Below are 20178 nucleotides of genomic sequence, written 5' to 3'. Positions count from 1 at the left end.
ATACTATAAGTGTTCCTTTTTTAATGTGAATTGAGGTGACACGTATGTTGATTCTAATTTGCGGAATTGGAGCGATAATCGGCAGTTTTATGCTTCGAGCTTCTGCACATGATCACATAAATAAGGTGTTTGGTTATCGGACAAAACGTTCAATGAAGAACCGAGTATTGTGGGAGATTTCGCAAGTATATGCAGCTAAAATCATGTTGTTTACCGGGATAGCGAATAGCTTTATTGGAGGCCTGATTGTTATTGTCACTCGCTTTTTTCCTTACAAAAACGAGTATTATTTGTTCTTTGAACTGCTATGGGTGATTGGTATGTGGAGCTCTGTCTTTGCTTTAACGGAGAAAAAGTTAAAAGAAGCAGAAAAAGAGTCGTATCGTGCATAGAAAAAAGCAGAGCGCGCTGCTCTGCTTTTCCTTATCTTGATTTAGATTTGAATAGATTGGGAATGTCCGTCACAAATCGAAGTGCTAGCCCTGTAACCGGATGGCTGAAGTTCAGCTTGCGCGCGTGCAGGCAAAGCCGTTTTATCGAGCGATCACCCGCTCCATATTTTCGATCTCCTGCGATTGGGTGACCGATGTCATGCATATGAACACGAATTTGGTTTTTCCGTCCTGTGTCCAGACTGAGCTCCATTAGGGTAAAGTTGTTATTTCCTTGCACAACTTTATAATGCGTGATCGCCTTTTGTCCATCATTCTCGTACTTGCTGGAAAACATCTTATGCGTGCTCGTTTCCTTCAGCCACGAAGTGATCGTGCCTTCTGGCTTGGATACACTTCCTTCAACAAGCGCTACATAAGCTCGCTCTTTTGTAGTTGTCCATTCTTGCTGCATTTTTTGTTTGATTTCTTCCGATCTGGCGAAAACCATAACGCCAGATGTATCCCGATCCAAACGGTGAACGACAAAGATCTTATTGTCACTGTGCTGTGCTTTCACATAGTCAGACAGCTGACGATAAGCTGTATTCGACTTTTCATTATCGGAAGCAATAGAAAGCAATCCGGAAGCTTTTTCAATAACAATAATGGCATCATCTTCATGAAGAATCGTAATACCTGACATTGGCGGGGCTTCGGTTACCATATCGGTCCGGATGGTTACTTTCTGCCCCGGCTGAAGTTTGTCATTAAACTGTGTAGAAACACGGCCGTCAATGGCTACCTGTCCTCTTGATAAGATAGATTTAACGGAGTTTCGGCTTTTATTTACGACTTTGATCAAAAAAGGCAATAGCTCTTCCGCTTCTGTTACATTATATTCTTTCGGCTTCGCAGGCTGGAACCCACGAGTACGCGGTCGTTTATTTTTCATAGTTGAATCCTTTCTGTACCATTCACATGGCATCATTGCTGCATCTTTTCATCATAATTGTTATTGGAAGGAAACACAAGCTTTGCTCCAAATGGCTTCAGGAATATTCTAGAAATATCTATACTTTTTTCCTTAAAAAATATAATATAGACTCGACAGAATGGCAGGAGTGAAGAACCATGAATAGAGACGGATTGGAGTCCTTTTTAGCAGTTGTCGCTAATAAAAGTATATCCAAAGCATCAAAAGCTTTACATATTACGCAGCCAACTTTGAGTACAAGAATTCGGAAACTGGAAGAAGAACTTGAGTTTGTCTTATTAAATCGGAGTTGGGGCGGTATTGAACTTACCGAAGAAGGACACTTTTTCCTTCCTTATGCAGTTGAACTATTAGGAGATTTGCAGGATGCAGCGTTTGCTCTAACTGGAGACAATAAGATTAGCAATCAGCTTCTTAGCCGTATCGCCAACAGTAAAAACGAACTGCGCATCGGCATTAACATTTGGCTGGCGCCTGTGTTCAACCATGTCATTATCCCGTATATGCAAACTCATTTTCCGCATAATTCGTTCAAGTTTATTACAAGGCCTACCAATGTATTGAAGAAGCTAATGGAGTACGAGAGCATTCACTTTTCCATTCATTTCGAGAACTTAGCGAAGACGTCTTATTTATGTGAGCAACTTCTTCAAGATGAAGTGGTTTTCCTTTGTCATAAAAATGATACCTCACTTCTGGATAGCAAACTAGCAAATGCCAGCAAGCTCGATAAAAAATTCATAGTCTTCGAGCACGCTGCACTGACAAACAATTTGGAGAAGGTCAGTTCCGTACTTAACAAATTGCAGGATTCCGATTATCAGATGGTAGATGACGTACAGAATATGCTGGCGTTTGTCCAAAGCGGATACGGCTTCACGATGTTACCTCGGTCTATTCTTTACCATATGAATTTCCCCAGAATGGCTAATATTGCGATAACACCTATAGAAGATATCGACCTCACAGCCCCTGTCTGCTTTGCGTATCGGGAAGACAGCCACTTTCAAGAGGTCATTGGCCAACTCAAACAGGAATTGCAGCGCTATGTAAAAGTGATGTACAAAGAAGAAGAGCTAAGCATATGATCCGCTTAGCTCTTCTTTGTGCTTGACTGTATTTCGTCCAGCACGCTTTGCTTCATATAAAGCTTCATCAGCTTGTCCAAGAAAGTGAGATAGCTGCTCATAATCCGATATAGATGCGCTGTAGACGCCAATGCTCACCGTAACGTTCTCCGCTGCTGGAGAATAGGCATGGTCAATATGTAAGGAAATAACAGACCGGCGAATCGCTTCAGCAGTCTCCTTTAGCTTCTCATCGGGATGATCAAAGATGGCCAGTACAAATTCCTCACCGCCATATCTAGCCCAGCCTGCTGTTGGAATAGCAGCCTCTTGATGCACACTTTGCGCGATTGACCGCAGCACCTCATCCCCGCGCAGATGTCCATAATGATCGTTATACGATTTAAAAGCATCCACATCAAGCAGGAATAGTGACAGCTCTCTTTTTGACCCGTCTGCCAACATAGTATAAATATAACTTTGGAAACCTCTTCTGTTTAAGATACCTGTCAATTCATCCATCGTGGCTTGTTTCTTCAGCTTGTCATTCATAACCTCGTTTTGCTGAATCTGTACCTCCAGTGCTTTATTCATATCGGTAAGCAGCAGCTTATTATAAAAATTTGCCGCAAACCCGTTATAAAGGAGCTGTGATGCAAGCCAGCAAAAGAAAATAAACACACTGACATTGACGTAGTGACCAAACAGCATACCGGCTTCAACCTGATAAATAGGCAGCCCAACGTAAAGCAGCGCCACACTTGGCAAAGCAATCAATATATACCGCTTTCGCTCGGTCAAAAACAAAGCAGAAACGCACATGTAATTAACTACAAATGCCATCACGTGCCCGTAATGCAGCTGATCTTGTAAGGTAATCATCGTTCCCCATACGAGAAACAGAAACACAAAGAAATGCATGAACTGCATTCGGCTCCGTATAGAAGCGTGTTTTCTTTCCATTAGATTTCCAACGATTAAATATATACCAGCCGCGAGAAAAAGACCAATATACATTACTATATAAAAGTCCCACCCTTCAGGCAGCTGCATGATCGTCAAAATCGCTTCAAAGAACATAATGATGACGGCAAATAGTTTTGTCCGCTTCCAGTTCTCTTGCAGAATCAACTCACGAAGTTTCTGCTTGTTTTCCTTTGTGGCAGGCGGCAGCGTAAAGGCTTGCATAATCCCCATTTTTCTCCTCGATTCTCTGTAACTGTGCTTATTATACAAAAAAGTCCTCTTCCAGCCTAGCTTCGATAAAGATATTAATTGTATATTATGTTGACAATTTTCTGAATATGGTTTAATTTTTATTAATATTCTTATTATGTACGATGGAGGCGAGCGTAAATGTGGAGTGAGATTAGTAGCAACCCTGTCATGATTACACTTTTGCTGATTGCTGTATTAGGTTTAGGAGAGCTCATCTCCATCTGGACAAAAGCACGTATTCCTATGCTGCTGGCGGCCTTGCTGCTTTATATCTGCCTGCTGTGGACCGGAATTATTCCGAATGGACTTATGTCAGATTCTGTTGTGACGGCATTCGGTTCCTTAATTGTCGCTCCGTTTATTGTTCACCTTGGAACGCTTGTCCCTTTTTCATTAATTCGAGGACAGCTTAAGCCGATTCTTATCGCTTTGGCCGGTTCCCTCACTGCTGTACTCCTCGTTTTAGCAGTGGTTCCGTTGTTTTTCGACTACCAGACAGCAGTTGCTGGTGCAGGTCCTGTTGTAGGCGGTATTGTAGCCTATCTGGTTACGAGTGAAAAGCTGACAGAACTAGGATTATCCAGCTTAGTAATTATTCCTGCATTAGTGCTCAGCATCCACAAACTGTTCGGTATTCCGCTCGCTTCTTTCTTCTTAAAGCGGCATGCGCTTTCTGTCAAACAGCAAGTACAATCTCGTTTCCACAGCGGTGCCGCTCTTGAAAAAGAAGCAGCTGCAGAAGCTCGTCCGAATACATTGACCAAAGCTCAGAATGAACGGAAATTACTTTTGCCCAAAAAATATCAAACATCGCTTATTCTTATTCTGCAGCTTTATTTGGGCAGTGGTATTGCTGTTTTGCTTGATGCACTTACTGGTGTCAACTACACCATCTTCTGTTTGATTATTGGTGTAATTGGAGCTTATATCGGCTTTTATCCGCCAAAGTCGATGGAAAAAGCAAATGCGACCGGCTTTGCCATGATTGCCGTTATCTTTATTGTCATATCCTCTATGGACGACGTTACACCGGCTGCCTTGGTTAGTTATATCCCTGAAATCCTGCTCATTTGCGCATTAGGAACTTCAGGTGTCACCTTAGGAGGACTGCTTGCCTCAAAACTGCTTGGAGTTGGTAAATATCTTGGCATGCCAGTTGCACTTACCGCACTCTTCGGGTTTCCTGCTGATTATATTCTGTGTGAAGAAATCAGCCGTGAAGTAGGAGAAACAGAAGAAGAGCGAGAAGCAATCATGAACGAGATTGTAACACCAATGCTCATGGGCGGATTTACAACTGTCACAACATGCTCCATTTTGATCGCTACAGTATTAATCGGTACATTGAACTAAGCAATAAAGGAGAATTTGATGGATACTGCCAGAATGAAAGACTATATTCAAACAAATAAACAGCAATTTTTGGATCAGCTTTTTACCCTTCTTCGCCAGCGGAGTATTAGTACACAAAATGATGGGATAGCAGAATGCGCAGCTCTCCTGCAAGGAATGATGCAGGAAATTGGCATTGATACAAAGATTCTTCCAACAGCCGGTCATCCCGTCGTCTATGGGGAATTAATACAAGATCCGAATGCTTTCACCCTGCTCATTTACGGTCACTATGATGTACAGCCGCCAGAACCTTATGAAGCATGGGAATCTCCCCCCTTCGAGCCTGAAATACGCAATGGCAAAATTTATGCACGTGGTGTCGGTGATAATAAAGGCCAGCTGATGGCACAGCTTTTTGGCGTGAAAAGCTACCAGGAAACGGTCGGGAACTTGCCAATTAATATTAAGTTTGTCTTTGAGGGTGAAGAAGAAAAAGGAAGCACCAATCTTGCTGCATTTGTGGAGGAACACAAAGAACTGCTGCAGGCTGATCTTGTTTACACATCTGACGGCCCATCTCATAACAGCACCTCTCCGCTAGTACTGCTTGGCGTACGAGGAATGCTCTCTATTGAATTCCACGCGAAAGGTGCTGATCGCGATAACCATTCTGGTAATACAGGGAATATCGTGCCGAATCCTGCCTGGAAGCTGATTGAGCTCATGCACACGATGCGCGATGCAAACGGTCACGTGAAAGTCGAAGGATTTTATGATAATATACGAGCTTTCACACCTTATGAAGAACAACTGCTCATGAAACTGCCTTATGACAAGGATTCATTAGGAAAGAAAATTGGCTATCCAGCGCTTTCCATGAACGGACTCTCTTATTATCAGAAGATGACTGGTGAACCGACATTTAATATTTATGGAATGGAAAGCGGTTATACAGGTGAAGGAACGAAAACGATCATACCATCTACTGCAAAAATCAAAATGGATATTCGGCTCGTTGTCGATCAAGATCCGCTTGCTATCTTGGAAAAAATTAAAAAGCATGTTGAAACATATGCACCAGATGTAGAAGTCAACTATCTTGGCAGCATGCAGCCTTCCCGCACAAAGGCCGAGCTGCCAATCGTCCAAAAAGTCGTCAGTGCTGTGGAGGCAGCTTATCAAACAGAGCCGCTCATCCAGCCAAGCATGGGCGGATCACTCCCCGATTATGTATGGACGAAAATACTCGGTCTTCCATCTGTTATTGTTCCTTACGCGAATTTTGACCAGCACAATCATTCACCGAATGAGAATCTGGATGTCGAATACTTCTTGAATGGTATTTGCTGCACCGCCTCTGTCATCCATACGTTAGGCAAGACGGACATATAACCACACGCATGAAGAGGTAGGACGTAACTTGTTTAAGCTATATAATTCCAAACAATACTGCAATTAACTGCAGAATTGTTTGGAATTTTTGCATAGGAAACGGAGATGAGAGCATCGCTTCGGAAATACACTCCGCTGATTTTTGTTATAGGAAACCTTCACAGATTTAGGAATAATATGTTGACTCCTCGAAAATAAGAAGTTATTTTCTTGTCGGTCTCTACTTCAAAAGCAATTCTTGTCCCACATAGCAGCTAAAGTTGGAGAGGCAGCAGCCGTCTGAGCTGCATTAAAAAGTATAAATCTAGTCATCTTTCGCTTTTAGGATATATTAGTCTTGTTCTGTCTCAGGTTACTTTCAAAATATTTACAACCACATTTGAGAAGTTACGGCTCTGTCTAATAAGATTTGCTCTTCCTTCTGCTTTATTCTATGAATGTAAGCGCTTTAAAAATATAAGGAGGATTGATTATATTGAAGAAATGTCTGGTAATTTTGCTAGCTTTGCTTCTGACACTTGCTGTCCCCTTCTCTGCTGATGCAAAAAAACTCCCCAAAAGGCAAATGGAGTATTTGGATCGAGGCGCTGTTGCTGTCGAAACAGAGGACGGTATCTTTTTAAGCTGGCGATTCCTCGGCAACGACAAGAAAAAGACTTCATTCCATATTTACCGTGATGGGAAGAAAATCACAAGAAAACCAGTGAAACATGGCACGAACTACTTAGATGAAGCCGGCACCGCGGACAGCGTTTACCGAGTAGAAGCTATCGGAAAAGGTGCGGACCAAGATGACATCAAAGTGTGGCAGAACAATCAGTTGCACATCCCGCTTCAAAAACCAGCTGATGGCAAAACACCAGATGGGAAGTCCTATACGTATAATGCCAATGATGCAAGTGTCGGCGATCTGGATGGTGACGGAGAATGGGAAATTATTTTGAAATGGGATCCATCTAACGCCCAAGATAACTCACGATCCGGCTATACAGGAAATGTATTTATTGATGCTTATGAAATGGATGGTACTCATAAATGGCGTATTGACCTCGGTCATAACATTCGTGCAGGTGCCCATTACACACAAATGCTCGTCTATGATTTTGATGGCAACGGCAAATCAGAATTAGTTGTAAAAACAGCAGACGGCACGACGGACGCAAAAGGAAAAGTCATTGGCGATAAAAATGCAGATTACCGTAACAGCTCCGGCTATATTCTCGAAGGACCTGAGTATTTAAGTGTTTTTGAAGGGAATACAGGTAAACTGAAAGAAACCGTGAATTATGAACCAGCCCGCGGCAATATTTGCGACTGGGGTGACTGTTACGGAAACCGCGGTGATCGATTCTTAGCCGGCGTTGCGTATTTGGACGGCAAAACACCGAGTATCATTGAAGCCCGAGGCTATTATGAAAAAACAACGATTGCAGCTTACACCTATAAAGATGGCAAGCTAAACAAGCAATGGCTGTTTAATAGTGAGACCGACGGTAATGAAGCATATGCACAACAAGGGAATCATAACTTGAGCATCGCGGATGTCGATGCAGATGGAAAAGATGAAATCATTTATGGCTCCATGGCGCTTGACCATGACGGTACAGGCCTTTACTCGACAGGACTCGGACATGGTGATGCTATGCATGTGAGTGATTTAGATCCAAGTCGTCCTGGCTTAGAGGTTTTCCAAGTGCATGAGTCTTCTCCTAATAAAGCCGGCATTGAATTACATGATGCCCGTACTGGCGAACTGCTGTGGGGGATTCCGACAAACAGAGACATCGGCCGCGGTCTCTCTGCTGATATTGACCCACGCTATCCTGGGGCTGAAATGTGGGCCGTTGACGGTGCGTGGAACAGTCCGACAGGCGGACTATATGCAGCTTCAGGTGAGAAAATCTCAACTAATATTCCTCCAGCCAATTTTGCTATATGGTGGGACGGCGACCTGTCTCGGGAAATCCTAGACCACACTTTTGACGAATCTATCCAAACAGGCACAGGATTGATCGGTAAGTGGAATCCGAAAACCGAGAAAGTTGATACATTGCTGGATGCTGAAGGCACGTACTCTAACAACGGCACAAAAGGAACTCCTACCCTGCAAGCAGATTTGATTGGTGATTGGCGGGAAGAAGCAATTTGGCGAACAGAAGATAGCAGCGCACTTGTGCTATACACCACAACTGACATGACGGAACAAAGACTGCCAACACTGATGCATGACCCTGTGTATCGATTAGGCGTTGCATGGCAGAACGTTGCCTATAACCAGCCGCCACACACAAGTTATTTCTTGGGAAATAATATGAAACAGCCCGAAATGCCTCGAATCGAGGTTGTAAAAGCTAAATAATTGCAATGAGCGCACAGAATCAGATTCTGTGCGCTTTCTATTTGCCTTTTTAAAGCAGAACTCGACGCTGACATTCACATAGGATAATAAAAACAGCAGGAAAGGAGCTAAAAAATGTTTTACAGCAATTATTATCCTTGGCAGCCTGCTTCTGTTAATTATAAGCGACAGCAATGGCCGTACGCTGCACATGATTATGGTAATTCACCATATGTTATCAATATTGAACAAGCAACTGCACAAAACCCTCTCTATCGAACAGCCTTATGGACAGGAAAACACTTGCAATTAACAGTGATGACCATCCTCCCTGGTGAAGATATCGGTTTGGAAAAGCACCCAAATACCGACCAATTTCTTCGTGTCGAATCTGGTCATGGACTCGTTCAGATGGGAACAAAAAGAGAGCACTTGGATTATCAGCAATATGTCCAAGATGACTACGCTATTCTTGTCCCTGCCGGCATGTGGCACAATCTAACCAATACTGGTCATACGCCGTTAAAACTTTACACGATTTACGCGCCGCCAGAGCATCCCTATGGAACGACTCATCCTACCAAACAAGACGCCATAGCTGCTGAATAACAGGAAGAACGCAAAAGACCAACAGCCTTCAAGCTGTTGGTCTGACGTTCATTAGCTATATGGATATTGTCTGCGGTCATGCTGAATGCTGATCCATTTCGTCGTTGTAAATGCATCCAGACTCCACTCGCCATTCAAGCGGCCAAGACCAGAATTTTTCACACCGCCAAATGCTACATTTGGTTCGTCATTAATCGTACCATCATTAATATGAATCATGCCTGTATCCATCTGCTTGGCAAGCTCTGCGCCGCGCTCAACATCTCTTGTGTGAATAGCACCACTTAGACCATAGTCACTGGTATTCGCATAAGCTAGTACTTCTTCATCACTACTTACTTTCATAATGGATACAACAGGTGCAAATAATTCTTCATTCGCAAGCGTCATATCAGGTGTAACATCACCAAATACTACTGGTTCCACAATGTTGCCTTCCACTTTTCCTTTAATCAGCGGTGTTGCGCCTTCTTCGATGCCTTTCTCAATCAAAGCTACTGTCGTTTTCACTTGCTGCTCATTAATTAGCGGTCCGATAATCGTGCTTGGATCTTTTGGATCACCGCATGTGAGCGTGGAAACCTTCGCTATATATTTTTCAACAAATTCATCGTACACGTCTTCATGTACAAGTAAACGATTAGCAGACATACAGATTTGACCTTGATGTGTAAAGCGGCTGAACACAGCTGCACTTACCGCAAGTTCCATATCTGCATCTTCTAAAACAACTAAGGCACTGTTGCCGCCTAGCTCCAGATGCGCCTCTTTTAAATTCTTACCAGCTACCATTCCAATATGCTTCCCTACCTTAGTAGAGCCTGTGAAGGAAACAGCACGCGGTATTTTATGCTCCACAAAGTTGTCGCCAATTTCACTAATTTCTGTCACGATGACATTCAACAGCCCTTTCGGAAGACCTGCTTCTTCGAAAAGCTTTGCAATCATTGTTCCGCCGGTAATAGCCGTATGTTCATGCGGTTTTAGCACAACACCATTCCCAGCAGCCAGTGCGGTTGCTACTGATTTCATAGATAGGAAGAATGGGAAGTTAAAAGGACTGATTACACCGACAACACCCACTGGTACACGGTAGACACGATTCTCTTTGCCATCAATTGGCGACGGAAGAATTTGGCCATTCATGCGGAATGGGAAGGTGGAAGCTTCTTTTATAATATTTGTTACAAGACCGATTTCGAATTCCGCTTTTAGCCTTGTGCCGCCGATTTCTTCGATAATTGTTGCAACGAACGCTTCATGATTTGCTTCGATATAGGCGACAGCCTTCTCGAAGACAGCTCGCTGTGCAACTGGATTTGTTTTCGCCCATTCTTTTTGTACTCGAGCAGATGCTTCATATGCTTCGTTTAAATCTCCCAAGCTGGCTGCTTGATACGTAGCGATAATATCACCGTTATATGGATTGCGATTCTCCATTTTCACACTGCTCTGCCCTTCACGCCATTCACCGTTAATATATTGACTGTTCAAATGCTTGAAATTATCCATGCTGGTCACCTCTATTAGTCTTTGATTGAAATATTATCTTTTGCTAATTGTGCAAGAATGTGTACATTTCCATTGATTTCTTCCATCGTAGCTGTCAGTTCTTCAATCGCTGCAGATTGCGTATCAGATTCAGCATTTGCTTCTTGAATGGAATTGCTGAGCTTCGCAATATGCGCCTTGATTTGTTCCGTAATTTGGTGAATTTCAGTTACTTGATCCTTAGATCCAGCCGCCATCTTACGTATCTCATCGGCAACAACACTGAAGCCTCGGCCATGCTCGCCGGCGCGTGCTGACTCAATGGCAGCGTTCAAGCCAAGCAAGTTGCTCTGATCAGCAATGCCCTTTACCACGTTGGACACTTCTTCAATTGTGTCTACACTCTCCGTTACTTCTGAAGCTTTCTTGGATATGTATGTCATACCTTCTGCCAAACCAGAAATAGATTTCGCCATCTCTTGAATCGTAGCAGTCACATCACCGATTACGCTCGATAAGTTCGTAGCAATAGAAGACAGCTGGTTGGCACTCTCTATACTCAAACCAACACCAACACCGCCAATGACATTGCCTGCTTCATCATGAAGCGGAATAGCACGTGCAATAATGCTCACACCAAAAAGCCCTTCTGGCACGACAGCAGATTGATTCTTATTCTGACGAATTGCTGCTGCTACGATGTCTCCATCTACTAAAGGATCACCAGGTGTAACATTCAATGAAAAGGTCTTAGCTGGGAAATTGATGATTAGTTTTTCTGTATTATAAATACCAATGGTGACATCTTCGTTAATTAGGTCCTGTAAAAAAGGGCCCACTCTTACAAAGGCGTCCAACATCGGATGTAATGCCTGCTCCGTCTGTTCATGTAGTTGTATACTCATGGCATCATTCTCCTGTTCATAGTTTTTAACACTATTACTATATATAGACATTTTCTCCAATTTGTAAAGTGATATGGTAGAAAAGGTACAGATAAGATTCAACTTTAATAGGAATAAAGATTCATAAAAGAAAGGGATAGCCTATCTTTTAACGAATGACCGTCTATCAGCAAAACATAAAAAAAGCCAGCTGATTGGTATTCCTCCCATCAGCCGGCTCCCTTATCTATCTTCTGTTCTTTCTTCTTTCACGCGCCCTCACCATACGCCAGTATCCAACCTGGAATAAGACGACACCTATTACGATAATAGCTATCCCCGATATAACAGCAACCTTATCATTAATATCCCAAAACAGAATTAAGAGGATACCGATAATCTCCAATAGTACAGCGGTTATCATAAAACCCTTATTCATTTTATACCCTCTCCTTCACATGAGGTCTCGAGGGTTAATCATAGCAAGAGTTTGATGATCCTGCCACTTTCCCCTTTCTACTTATCTATAATGCGATAGAATCATTCTTACTAGTAAAGCTAATGATTAGCACCTCTAATTACATCCGCTTTTCATAATACACTAACGTAGCACGCGCATTCAGTACTTGGCTCTTGCCAGTCCTCTGATAGCCTGCCTTTTCGTATAAGTAGCAATTTCCTTGTTCTTCCTCTATTGTTGCCAACCGCCAAGCTTTTGCATCTGCAAAAATAATCTCAACCTGCTTTAAGGTTTCTTGAGCATAGCCTTTCCCTTGAAAAGATGGATAAACAAACATAGGGCTGATCCAGTAGATTCCTGGCTCCTTTGTAAAGAGGCAGATAGCGCCGACAAATACTTTGTTGTCCTTCATAATTTTATAAAAGCCGCCGTCTGTTCTGTTAATACGAGTTATTGTACGTGCAAGCGGCTCATTGGCAGGGTTTGAATCTGTATCTTGATACTTAAACAGCAGCGGCTGAAACGCAGCTACTTGACATGCGTGTATCTCTTCGGCATCTGCCATTGTCGCTTTCTGTAATTCGATTGTCATCTGATTTCGCCTCCATCACGGATTATGAAAAAAAGTATGAAACAAGCCAATCCACAGCAGAAGATGCTGTTCTGCTTCTGGATCAGTTAGTTCTATATTCACTTTCGAAGGGGGAATTTTGACAGTATGCTTCCAGCGAGCAACCTCTTTTCCATTTCTCTGAATGACAGCCCAGTCTCCGATCTTCTTCAGAATGACATATACATCATTATGTAACGAAAAAGAAGTCTTTTTCATTGAGTGCAATTTTGTGTCTTCTTTTATTTGCAGTTCATGGACATCTGAAGCCGTCCGATACTTTATGGTAAATGTTCTTCGCAATAAGCGGAATTGTTCCTTCGCTTGGAATACGATCTTACCATCCTTATCTTTCACTTGGTAAATGGAGGATACGAGCCCCTCTTGCCAATAATCAAAGATACGATGGAAAAGAGTAGGATAAACCCTGCTTATATAGCCCACAATGTTATTTGCACCATCATAAATTGCTGCCGGCTTTGTCGATTGAACATGTCGAAATGTGTAAGAATACATTTAATAGTTCCTCCGATGCAAACGATACAGCTTGCTAGTACTCACTTTTACGACTAAAACGAAGTACATACATCGTCAAAGAAAGTACTATTGCTGCACAGATGAGCAAATCAGATATCCACAACACATACCCGTCTATATGTAACCGAATACCAATCAAATAAATGCATGAAAATACCCAAAACCCTACTTCTTTCAATACTTGAATTGTCCGCACGGTGTAACTCCTCCTAAAAGGTTATACATTTTCATACGGAGGATTAATGGAAAAAGTTCCAATTATTGCAACATTTTTTGTCGTTATGATACACCTGTTACACAACCATTTAGATGCAAACGCACCCAGACTACTATAAATTTCTTTTAAAGACATAACTCACTTTATCGTAGCCCATCTTCTCTTGATAAAAACGATGTGCTCCCTCACGTTGCAAACCGGAAGATAATGATACAGTTTGATAGTTGTTTTGCGCCGCCCATTCTTGAACAAAGGTGAGCAATTTCTCTCCATAACCTTTCGATCGTTTTTGGTTGTCAGTAACAAGATCACACACCCATACAAATCGGCCATAATACAAGGTAACCATTGGTTTAAAGCCAACTACCGCCGCAATCATGCCATCATCATACAATGCAAATAGTTTATATCGCTCTTTTTCTTGCGCTTCTGCTACTAAATCAAGGTAAGTGTCTTCATCCAAGTGCGTTCGTAATTGGTTCATTATCGGATATGCTTGAAGTATTTGATCAGTTGTTCTTACTTCTTTAATAACTTTCTGAATCAAATCAATCACTCCTTATGGTCAGCAATGCAGAAATGAGCGACCTGCATCGACATTTTTCGTTAAAAATAAGTTTACTAGAGTCCCTCTTATGAGATACTAATACAGCAAGAAAGGAGATGTTTATGTACGCTTACTTTAATTTTGCTGATGCAGCTGGTCAGACCCAGCATCGGCAATTCATAGAGCAGTATACGTTGTTAACAGCTCATACAATTGATGAAGTTATTCCTTGCTTAGAGCAGGTGCAAGCATATACAGAACGCGGGTATTACGCTGCAGGATTTCTTTCTTATGAAGCGGCTGGAGCTTTTGATTCCAGTTATCTAACAATCCCTGGCTCCCAGCTTCCTCTATTACAATTTGGCATTTATAAGCATTTTATCGCTGCGCAGCCAGAAACTCTAGATTCTGCAACAAAAAAACTAAACTGGCAGCCGGCAATAGAAAAGGCAGCATACGAAAAAGCTATTCAAACCATTAAGGAAGAAATTGCTGCAGGAAATACGTATCAAACTAATTATACAATGCGTTTGCGCACGCCGTTTACAGGCGACCCTGCAGCTTTATTTCGCCAAATGCAGCGAGCGCAGCGTGCTGACTACACTGCCTACCTGGCGTGGGCAGATCACGCTATTTTATCGGCTTCTCCAGAGTTGTTTTTCCGTTGGGATGGTAAACAAATACGCACAAAGCCGATGAAAGGAACGATTAAACGGGGCCGTACATATGCTGAAGATCTCAAGAATCGGGAAACACTCATACAATCGGTAAAAGATCGCGCCGAGAATGTCATGATTGTAGATTTGTTGCGTAATGATATCAGCCGGGTTGCCAAGCTGGGCACAGTACAGGTTCCCGCTCTGTATACTATTGAAAAGTATCCAACTGTCTACCAGATGACATCAACGGTAACAGCAGATACGGCGCCAGGAATAACGATTACCGATATTATGCGCGCCCTTTTCCCTTGCGGATCAATTACTGGTGCTCCGAAAGCAAGTACGATGAAAGTCATAAACGACCTTGAACGGGAACCTCGTGAAGTATATTGCGGTGCTATTGGTTATATAACACCCGGTGGAGAAGCAGTCTTTAATGTCCCAATTCGTACAGCCATCGTTAATCAGAAACAGAAACAAGCAACTTATAGTGTTGGCGGGGGCATCACATGGGACTCGACTAGCAATGGAGAATATGAGGAGGCACTTGCAAAATCCTCTATACTGCAGGAAGAGCTTCCAATATTCAATCTCTTGGAAACAATCAAATACGAAGACGGCAATTACACTATACTAGCAAAACATATCCAGCGGTTCCTGCAGTCTGCTGATTATTTCAACATACAGCTGCAAGAAGCGGACGTGCGGCAGCTTTTGCAGGAACACCAGTTAAAGCACCCTGGTGAGTCCCAGCGAATTCGCCTATTAGCGGATCAAACCGGAAAATTGAAACTTACGTATAGTGAAATGCCCGAACCGATACTTACAAAGCAGCCATTTAAGCTAGCAGCCACCCCAATTGATCGGAACAATCGATTTTATTATCATAAGACAACTTACCGGGATATTTATGCTATGCACAAAATAGATCAACATCAACTGTTTGATACACTGCTTTGGAATGAAGCTGACGAACTGACTGAATTCACCATCGGCAACCTTGTCATCGAACAGGATGGCAGATTGCTTACACCACCAGTTGCAAGTGGTCTTCTGCCCGGTACCTTCCGGGAAGAATTGCTGGAGAACGGTAAAATCGAAGAAGTTATTTTGACAAAGAAAGCCCTGAAAGCTGCTTCTCGTATTTGGCTGATTAACAGTGTACGAGGATGGATAGAGATGGAGCTCGTCTAGTAAAGACGAGCTGTTTTCTTCGCTTTTAAAATAATAAAGGAAGGGCGGCGCAGTTCATGTGCAATCCGCGGTAACTGCGCGATAGCATGGACATCTGGAATTGGCTCATTGACTTCAAGCAGGCTGAAACCATTATGCATCAATCCGTTGCATAGCGCAGAAAACGATCGGTGGTAATAAACAACATCATCTACAAACCAATCTGCCTCACGCCTGCCTTCTTCCTGATAATCATCTATCGCAAAGTGAAGTCGGTTCCCTTCTTCATCCTCAATCCACTTCTTCCCTGCTTTTCGGGCTGTTACAATTGGATGTTCTGACGAAAACAATAAAACGCCATCCTCTTTTAAGGCTGACTGTATGGAGTTAATGACTTTATCGTAGTTGGCTACATAATGCATAACGAGGGAACTAACGGCAATATCGTAATGTGCTTTGGCCAACACAGCATCCTCCAATGATGTCTGCACATAATCAATAGCTGGATGCGCGTTCCTCGTTTTCGCTTCTTGCAGCATGTTTGAAGACGGGTCAATTGCGGTAACGCTAGCCGCGCCCTTTTCCGCGCAATACATAGCCAGATTGCCCATTCCGCAGCCAATATCCAATACATGCTTGCCTTTTAAATCTGGCAGCATACTTTTCATCTGCGGCTGTTCCATGAGTTCATTGTAGTTGACTGGATTCTCACGCAACGCTTTGTAATGCGCAAAGAAGATCGCATTATCATAAATATTCTGGTTCATATAACGCCTCCTCATCTAAAATCGAATACACATTTATTTTCGTATCAAATAAAATTACAAGTTTCATAATTCTGAATTTTTTCTCTAAGATTGAGGTGAACCTTCTTTACGGTAAAGAAAACAATCACCTGCGTGACCTGCTTAAGCCTTCTTCTTTTTAAGCTTCTTCATCTCTTTTTTCATTTGTTTCTTCAGCTGTTTGAACAGCTTTTCCTGTTCTTTCTTTACTGCTTGTTTTACTGCATGAGAGACAATCTTCTCTAATTCATCTGCTTTTAATACTTGATAATCAATCTTCTCCGATTCATTGGACGCCAATGCCGGAGCTTCTGATTCCTTGGCCGGTTGTTCTGTCGATTTGTCATATCCCGTCAACTGCTGAATTGCGTCTGCAAAAGCGTGCTTCTCTGCTAGTAATCTCTTTAATTCTTCTAACGTCGCAAGATCTCTCTCTGCATAAATCCGCTGCCCTTTGCTATTCCGCTTGAACGGGTAATGAGCGCTTTCCAATGCAATGGCCCATCGCCGTAATGTCGAAGTTGTCACTTCTAATGAAGCAGCTAAATCCTTTGCCGTGTACTGTATCTCTTGTTCAAACAAATTTACTCCCCCTTGACTATGTATGATGGAAACGATTTCCTACAGTATACTATAGCCTGTTTGGAATCCCAACAACGGTATACTCATCTCACTCTGGCGGACAGTCCAAAATAGCACCGAATTGCCCATGTCTGATGTTCATGAAATAAATTAGCTGCTGCTTCTTCTGGTGACATCCAAAGTAGTTCATGATCTGCTTCTATGGGGTCACATATTCTAGCTCCGACAAAACTGCTATAAAAGTCAGCAACATTTTGTATATACGCGCTTCTGCCCCTAGATTGGAAGTATTGTGCTCCTTTGCAGACGTATACTGGTTGGCTAATTGAATAACCCGTTTCCTCCATTACTTCCCTTTCCAAACACGATAACTTGTCCTCCCCCTTCTCCATTCCGCCGCCAGGGAGTACGAGCAATCCGTTTGTTTTTAAACGGATGACACCTATTTTATCACCTGTTTTTTGTTGTACGATTCCGTATACAGCTTTTCGTTCTATGTATTGTGCGCCTAATACTTTCTTGCCGAATTGTCGCATAATGCATGCCCCTTCTTTATTGCTTCCCATTAAAAGCTGCCAGCTTTACCGGCCGGCAGCTCCATACAATAAACATAGCTTTGACGGCTGATAGGTTATCGCAAACGAAGGTAATGCTTCTTGCAATTTGGCAACTAGCACTTCCCCTTTTTGGTTAAAAACTTCTTCTGTTTTTTCTGCATCACATGTGAGTCGATCACTATCCCAGTCAATCCACTTACCAAAGCCTCTAGTCCAATCGTCTAACTGTTGTTTCAGTTCTCCAGATATAGGCAACTCATCCACTTCCAAGTTCACTTTACATACTGCACACCACACTGCATCACCAAAATCCGCTTCTATTAATAAATTTGATGTTTTTCCACAACTGCACGCCATCTGCTTTTACTTCCTTTCTTGCTGTTGTACGAGGGAATCCAACAGCTGGTAGAGCACCTCTTTATTATTTTTCGGGATATGGGCAGACAGCATAGTCTGCGCATTTTGAACATAATTGCCATGATCAATATAATCTTGATCATGCGTAATTAACTTGGTTATGCTTTCCACTGTCATTTCCAAGTGGAATTGCAACCCTATTACAAATTCTTTATAGATAAAACCTTGATTCTCACATACTGTATTACCAAAAAGTCTAATTGCTTCGTCAGGTAAGAAGAATTGCTCTCCATGCCAATGAAAAGCTGTCATCTGATCAGGCAGGAAAGAAGAAAAATGCTGGGTGACAGTTTGAATTGGATACCATCCTACTTCCTTATATTCTCCCTGAAAAATGTCTGCTCCTAATGCTTTGGCTATTTGCTGGGCTCCTAGACAGATACCAAACATCGGCTGCCGTTTTGTGATTAACTCTCGAATTAGATCACGTTCCGCTTCTAACCAATCCTCGGTATCATTTGCGCTCATCGGTCCACCTAAGATAATGAGCATGCTTACATCTATTGAAGCTGGCAGTACCGGCTCCTCGTACAAATGATGAATACGAAATTGATGCCCCCGATTTTGTCCCTAATCTTCTATAGCAGCAAGCCCCTCAAACGAAACGTGCTGCAGTACATCAATTAGCATCTGCTTCCTCCTAATTTAAGCTCAGCTCATAATGATAAAATTGCTGATCGCGAACATAACCTTTCCGTTCATACAGACGTTGCGCCTTTTCATTATCTGGAGCTGTACTAAGCGCGATGCTAGCAGCACCCGTTTCCAGCGCCAAAGCCTCAGCTGCATCAAGCAGTTTATCTCCTACGCCTTGTTTCCGGCTGCTTTCAGCTACAAATAAATCGTTTAATATCCAAGCCCGCTTTATGCTAATCGAAGAATAAGTCATATAAAGCTGAACAAAACCAACACATCTCTCTTCATCTTTTGCTAGGAATATAACAGATTCCTCTTTTTCCAGTCTTTCTGTTAAGTAAGCCTCTGCCCCGTTCAGGTTAGAAGATTGATTATAGAACTGGCGATACTGTTCAAATAATGCTGCTGTTTGGTTTACGTCTTGCAGAGTTGCTTTTGTTATCGCCATATTTTCACCTCTTCAAGTGATCTATTAACTTTAATTTACTAATTTATCTATTCAGCTCTTCTTGTTTATCACAATTCCTTATCTTTGAAATAAATGATGTAACAGTCTGCCTCTGTCCTCAAAGAACTGTTTCATAATTTTATAATGTTGTGTCTCTTCCAGCTTCGTAACGGCAACACCATCTGAATCCAGCTCAAAAATCTTTGCATCAGGATAGCCCATTAAAAGCGGAGCATGCGTTGAGATAATGAACTGCGAGCCTTGTTCAACTAGCTCATCAATCCGGGCAAGCATGGACAATTGGCGTATGGGTGATAATGCCGCTTCTGGTTCATCAAGTATGTAGAGACCATTTCCGCCGAAACGTTCCATAAAAGCAGCAAAAAATGCCTCCCCATGAGATTGTTCGTGTAACGAAGTACCCCCGTAAGAGTCAATCACTTTTCGCCCGCTTCCAGGCTCCTGGTCCAACATCTCAATATGCGTTGCTACATTATAAAATGTCTCTGCTCGAAAAAAGTAACCATCCTGGGGCCGGTTACCACCGCGGACAATCCGCATAAATTCATGTAAATCGGAATGCGAGGCATAACTCGAAAACGAGAAATTCTTTGACCCGCCTTCAGGGTTAAATCCAAGCGCAACAGCCAGCGCTTCAAGCAGCGTTGATTTTCCCATACCATTTTCTCCAATGATATAAGTTACATTAGGGTGAAACGAGAGTTTGCCGAGATTTTGGATTATCGGCAGCGTGAACGGGAAATGATTAGGAAGTGGCGATTTTTCTTTCACACTCATTTGTCTCACATACTGGTTCTTCTCATCCAATTTCATATGATTTCACCTGT

23 protein-coding genes are annotated in these 20178 nt (G+C 42.5%); 7 read left to right on the top strand and 16 right to left on the bottom strand.

The genetic code is table 11. The features are described from left to right. Positions 1-44 precede the first annotated feature (44 nt). Positions 45-392, top strand: coding sequence for an SdpI family protein (locus KS242_RS04330; protein WP_217323178.1), 348 nt, complete (start codon positions 45-47; stop codon positions 390-392). A gap of 31 nt (positions 393-423) precedes the next feature. Here the strand turns inward: KS242_RS04330 and KS242_RS04325 are convergent, their stop codons facing one another. After that, positions 424-1326, bottom strand: coding sequence for an RluA family pseudouridine synthase (locus tag KS242_RS04325; RefSeq protein WP_217323177.1), 903 nt, complete (start codon positions 1324-1326; stop codon positions 424-426). A 179-nt stretch (positions 1327-1505) separates the two neighbouring features. On the opposite strand from KS242_RS04325, the gene KS242_RS04320 reads away from it, so the two are divergent. Continuing rightward, entirely contained in the window at positions 1506-2456 is a 951-nt protein-coding gene (locus tag KS242_RS04320; RefSeq protein ID WP_217323176.1) for a LysR family transcriptional regulator, read from the top strand. Here KS242_RS04320 and KS242_RS04315 read toward each other — a convergent pair. Continuing rightward, on the bottom strand, positions 2445-3632 hold the full coding sequence (locus KS242_RS04315; protein ID WP_217323175.1) for a sensor domain-containing diguanylate cyclase: 1188 nt from the start codon (positions 3630-3632) through the stop codon (positions 2445-2447). The genes KS242_RS04320 and KS242_RS04315 overlap by 12 nt on opposite strands. Before the next feature lie 159 nt (positions 3633-3791). On the opposite strand from KS242_RS04315, the gene KS242_RS04310 reads away from it, so the two are divergent. The 4 genes from KS242_RS04310 to KS242_RS04295 all read left to right on the top strand — a co-directional run bounded on the left by KS242_RS04310 (position 3792) and on the right by KS242_RS04295 (position 9327). Next, entirely contained in the window at positions 3792-5006 is a 1215-nt protein-coding gene (locus KS242_RS04310; RefSeq protein WP_217323174.1) for a hypothetical protein, read from the top strand. A gap of 18 nt (positions 5007-5024) precedes the next feature. Further along, positions 5025-6380 (top strand): M20/M25/M40 family metallo-hydrolase, encoded by a 1356-nt coding sequence (locus tag KS242_RS04305; RefSeq protein ID WP_217323173.1) that lies wholly within the window; start codon positions 5025-5027, stop codon positions 6378-6380. A 565-nt stretch (positions 6381-6945) separates the two neighbouring features. After that, positions 6946-8739, top strand: a complete 1794-nt coding sequence (locus KS242_RS04300; protein ID WP_217324061.1) for a rhamnogalacturonan lyase — start codon at positions 6946-6948, stop codon at positions 8737-8739. A 114-nt stretch (positions 8740-8853) separates the two neighbouring features. Further along, the gene (locus KS242_RS04295; RefSeq protein ID WP_217323172.1) at positions 8854-9327 is read left to right on the top strand and encodes a cupin domain-containing protein; all 474 of its coding nucleotides are present in this window, start codon (positions 8854-8856) and stop codon (positions 9325-9327) included. A 51-nt stretch (positions 9328-9378) separates the two neighbouring features. Here the strand turns inward: KS242_RS04295 and KS242_RS04290 are convergent, their stop codons facing one another. From KS242_RS04290 to KS242_RS04260, 7 genes are all read right to left on the bottom strand, one after another. After that, on the bottom strand, positions 9379-10839 hold the full coding sequence (locus tag KS242_RS04290) for an aldehyde dehydrogenase family protein (RefSeq protein WP_217323171.1): 1461 nt from the start codon (positions 10837-10839) through the stop codon (positions 9379-9381). Positions 10840-10853: 14 nt separating this feature from the next. Then, a complete protein-coding gene (locus KS242_RS18245; RefSeq protein WP_217323170.1) occupies positions 10854-11723 on the bottom strand; it encodes a methyl-accepting chemotaxis protein in 870 nt (289 codons plus the stop codon). Positions 11724-11949: 226 nt separating this feature from the next. Then, on the bottom strand, positions 11950-12141 hold the full coding sequence (locus tag KS242_RS04280; RefSeq protein WP_217323169.1) for a hypothetical protein: 192 nt from the start codon (positions 12139-12141) through the stop codon (positions 11950-11952). A gap of 139 nt (positions 12142-12280) precedes the next feature. Continuing rightward, complete coding sequence (locus KS242_RS04275; RefSeq protein ID WP_217323168.1) at positions 12281-12754, bottom strand: GNAT family N-acetyltransferase; 474 nt, start codon at positions 12752-12754, stop codon at positions 12281-12283. Between the two features lie 15 nt (positions 12755-12769). After that, entirely contained in the window at positions 12770-13288 is a 519-nt protein-coding gene (locus KS242_RS04270; RefSeq protein WP_217323167.1) for a tubby C-terminal domain-like protein, read from the bottom strand. A gap of 34 nt (positions 13289-13322) precedes the next feature. Next, on the bottom strand, positions 13323-13505 hold the full coding sequence (locus tag KS242_RS04265; RefSeq protein ID WP_217323166.1) for a hypothetical protein: 183 nt from the start codon (positions 13503-13505) through the stop codon (positions 13323-13325). Positions 13506-13638: 133 nt separating this feature from the next. Beyond that, complete coding sequence (locus tag KS242_RS04260) at positions 13639-14010, bottom strand: GNAT family N-acetyltransferase (RefSeq protein WP_217324060.1); 372 nt, start codon at positions 14008-14010, stop codon at positions 13639-13641. Positions 14011-14195: 185 nt separating this feature from the next. Between KS242_RS04260 and pabB the strand changes: the two genes are divergently transcribed. Further along, on the top strand, positions 14196-15926 hold the full coding sequence (gene pabB / locus KS242_RS04255) for an aminodeoxychorismate synthase component I (protein ID WP_217323165.1): 1731 nt from the start codon (positions 14196-14198) through the stop codon (positions 15924-15926). On the opposite strand, the gene KS242_RS04250 is transcribed toward pabB, so the two are convergent. The 7 genes from KS242_RS04250 to KS242_RS04220 form a co-directional block, all read right to left on the bottom strand. Continuing rightward, positions 15923-16672, bottom strand: a complete 750-nt coding sequence (locus KS242_RS04250; RefSeq protein ID WP_217323164.1) for a class I SAM-dependent methyltransferase — start codon at positions 16670-16672, stop codon at positions 15923-15925. The two genes, pabB and KS242_RS04250, sit on opposite strands and share 4 nt — an antisense overlap. A 141-nt stretch (positions 16673-16813) precedes the next feature. Continuing rightward, entirely contained in the window at positions 16814-17272 is a 459-nt protein-coding gene (locus KS242_RS04245) for a MerR family transcriptional regulator (RefSeq protein WP_217323163.1), read from the bottom strand. A gap of 83 nt (positions 17273-17355) precedes the next feature. Further along, the gene (locus tag KS242_RS04240) at positions 17356-17808 is read right to left on the bottom strand and encodes an NUDIX domain-containing protein (RefSeq protein ID WP_217323162.1); all 453 of its coding nucleotides are present in this window, start codon (positions 17806-17808) and stop codon (positions 17356-17358) included. A 45-nt stretch (positions 17809-17853) separates the two neighbouring features. Next, on the bottom strand, positions 17854-18186 hold the full coding sequence (locus tag KS242_RS04235) for a hypothetical protein (protein ID WP_217323161.1): 333 nt from the start codon (positions 18184-18186) through the stop codon (positions 17854-17856). 6 nt (positions 18187-18192) lie between these two features. Further along, complete coding sequence (locus tag KS242_RS04230) at positions 18193-18780, bottom strand: type 1 glutamine amidotransferase (protein ID WP_256444528.1); 588 nt, start codon at positions 18778-18780, stop codon at positions 18193-18195. 106 nt (positions 18781-18886) lie between these two features. Next, positions 18887-19330 carry a GNAT family N-acetyltransferase gene (locus KS242_RS04225; RefSeq protein ID WP_217323160.1) on the bottom strand — a complete coding sequence of 148 codons (444 nt, stop codon included), beginning with the start codon at positions 19328-19330 and terminating at the stop codon, positions 18887-18889. A 78-nt stretch (positions 19331-19408) separates the two neighbouring features. Beyond that, positions 19409-20164 (bottom strand): AAA family ATPase, encoded by a 756-nt coding sequence (locus KS242_RS04220; RefSeq protein ID WP_217323159.1) that lies wholly within the window; start codon positions 20162-20164, stop codon positions 19409-19411. Between the last annotated feature and the right edge of the window lie 14 nt (positions 20165-20178).

The organism is Terribacillus sp. DMT04 (genome assembly GCF_019056395.1).
GTDB lineage: Bacteria > Bacillota > Bacilli > Bacillales > Amphibacillaceae > Terribacillus > Terribacillus aidingensis_A.
This window is presented reverse-complemented; position numbering and strand designations above follow the sequence as displayed.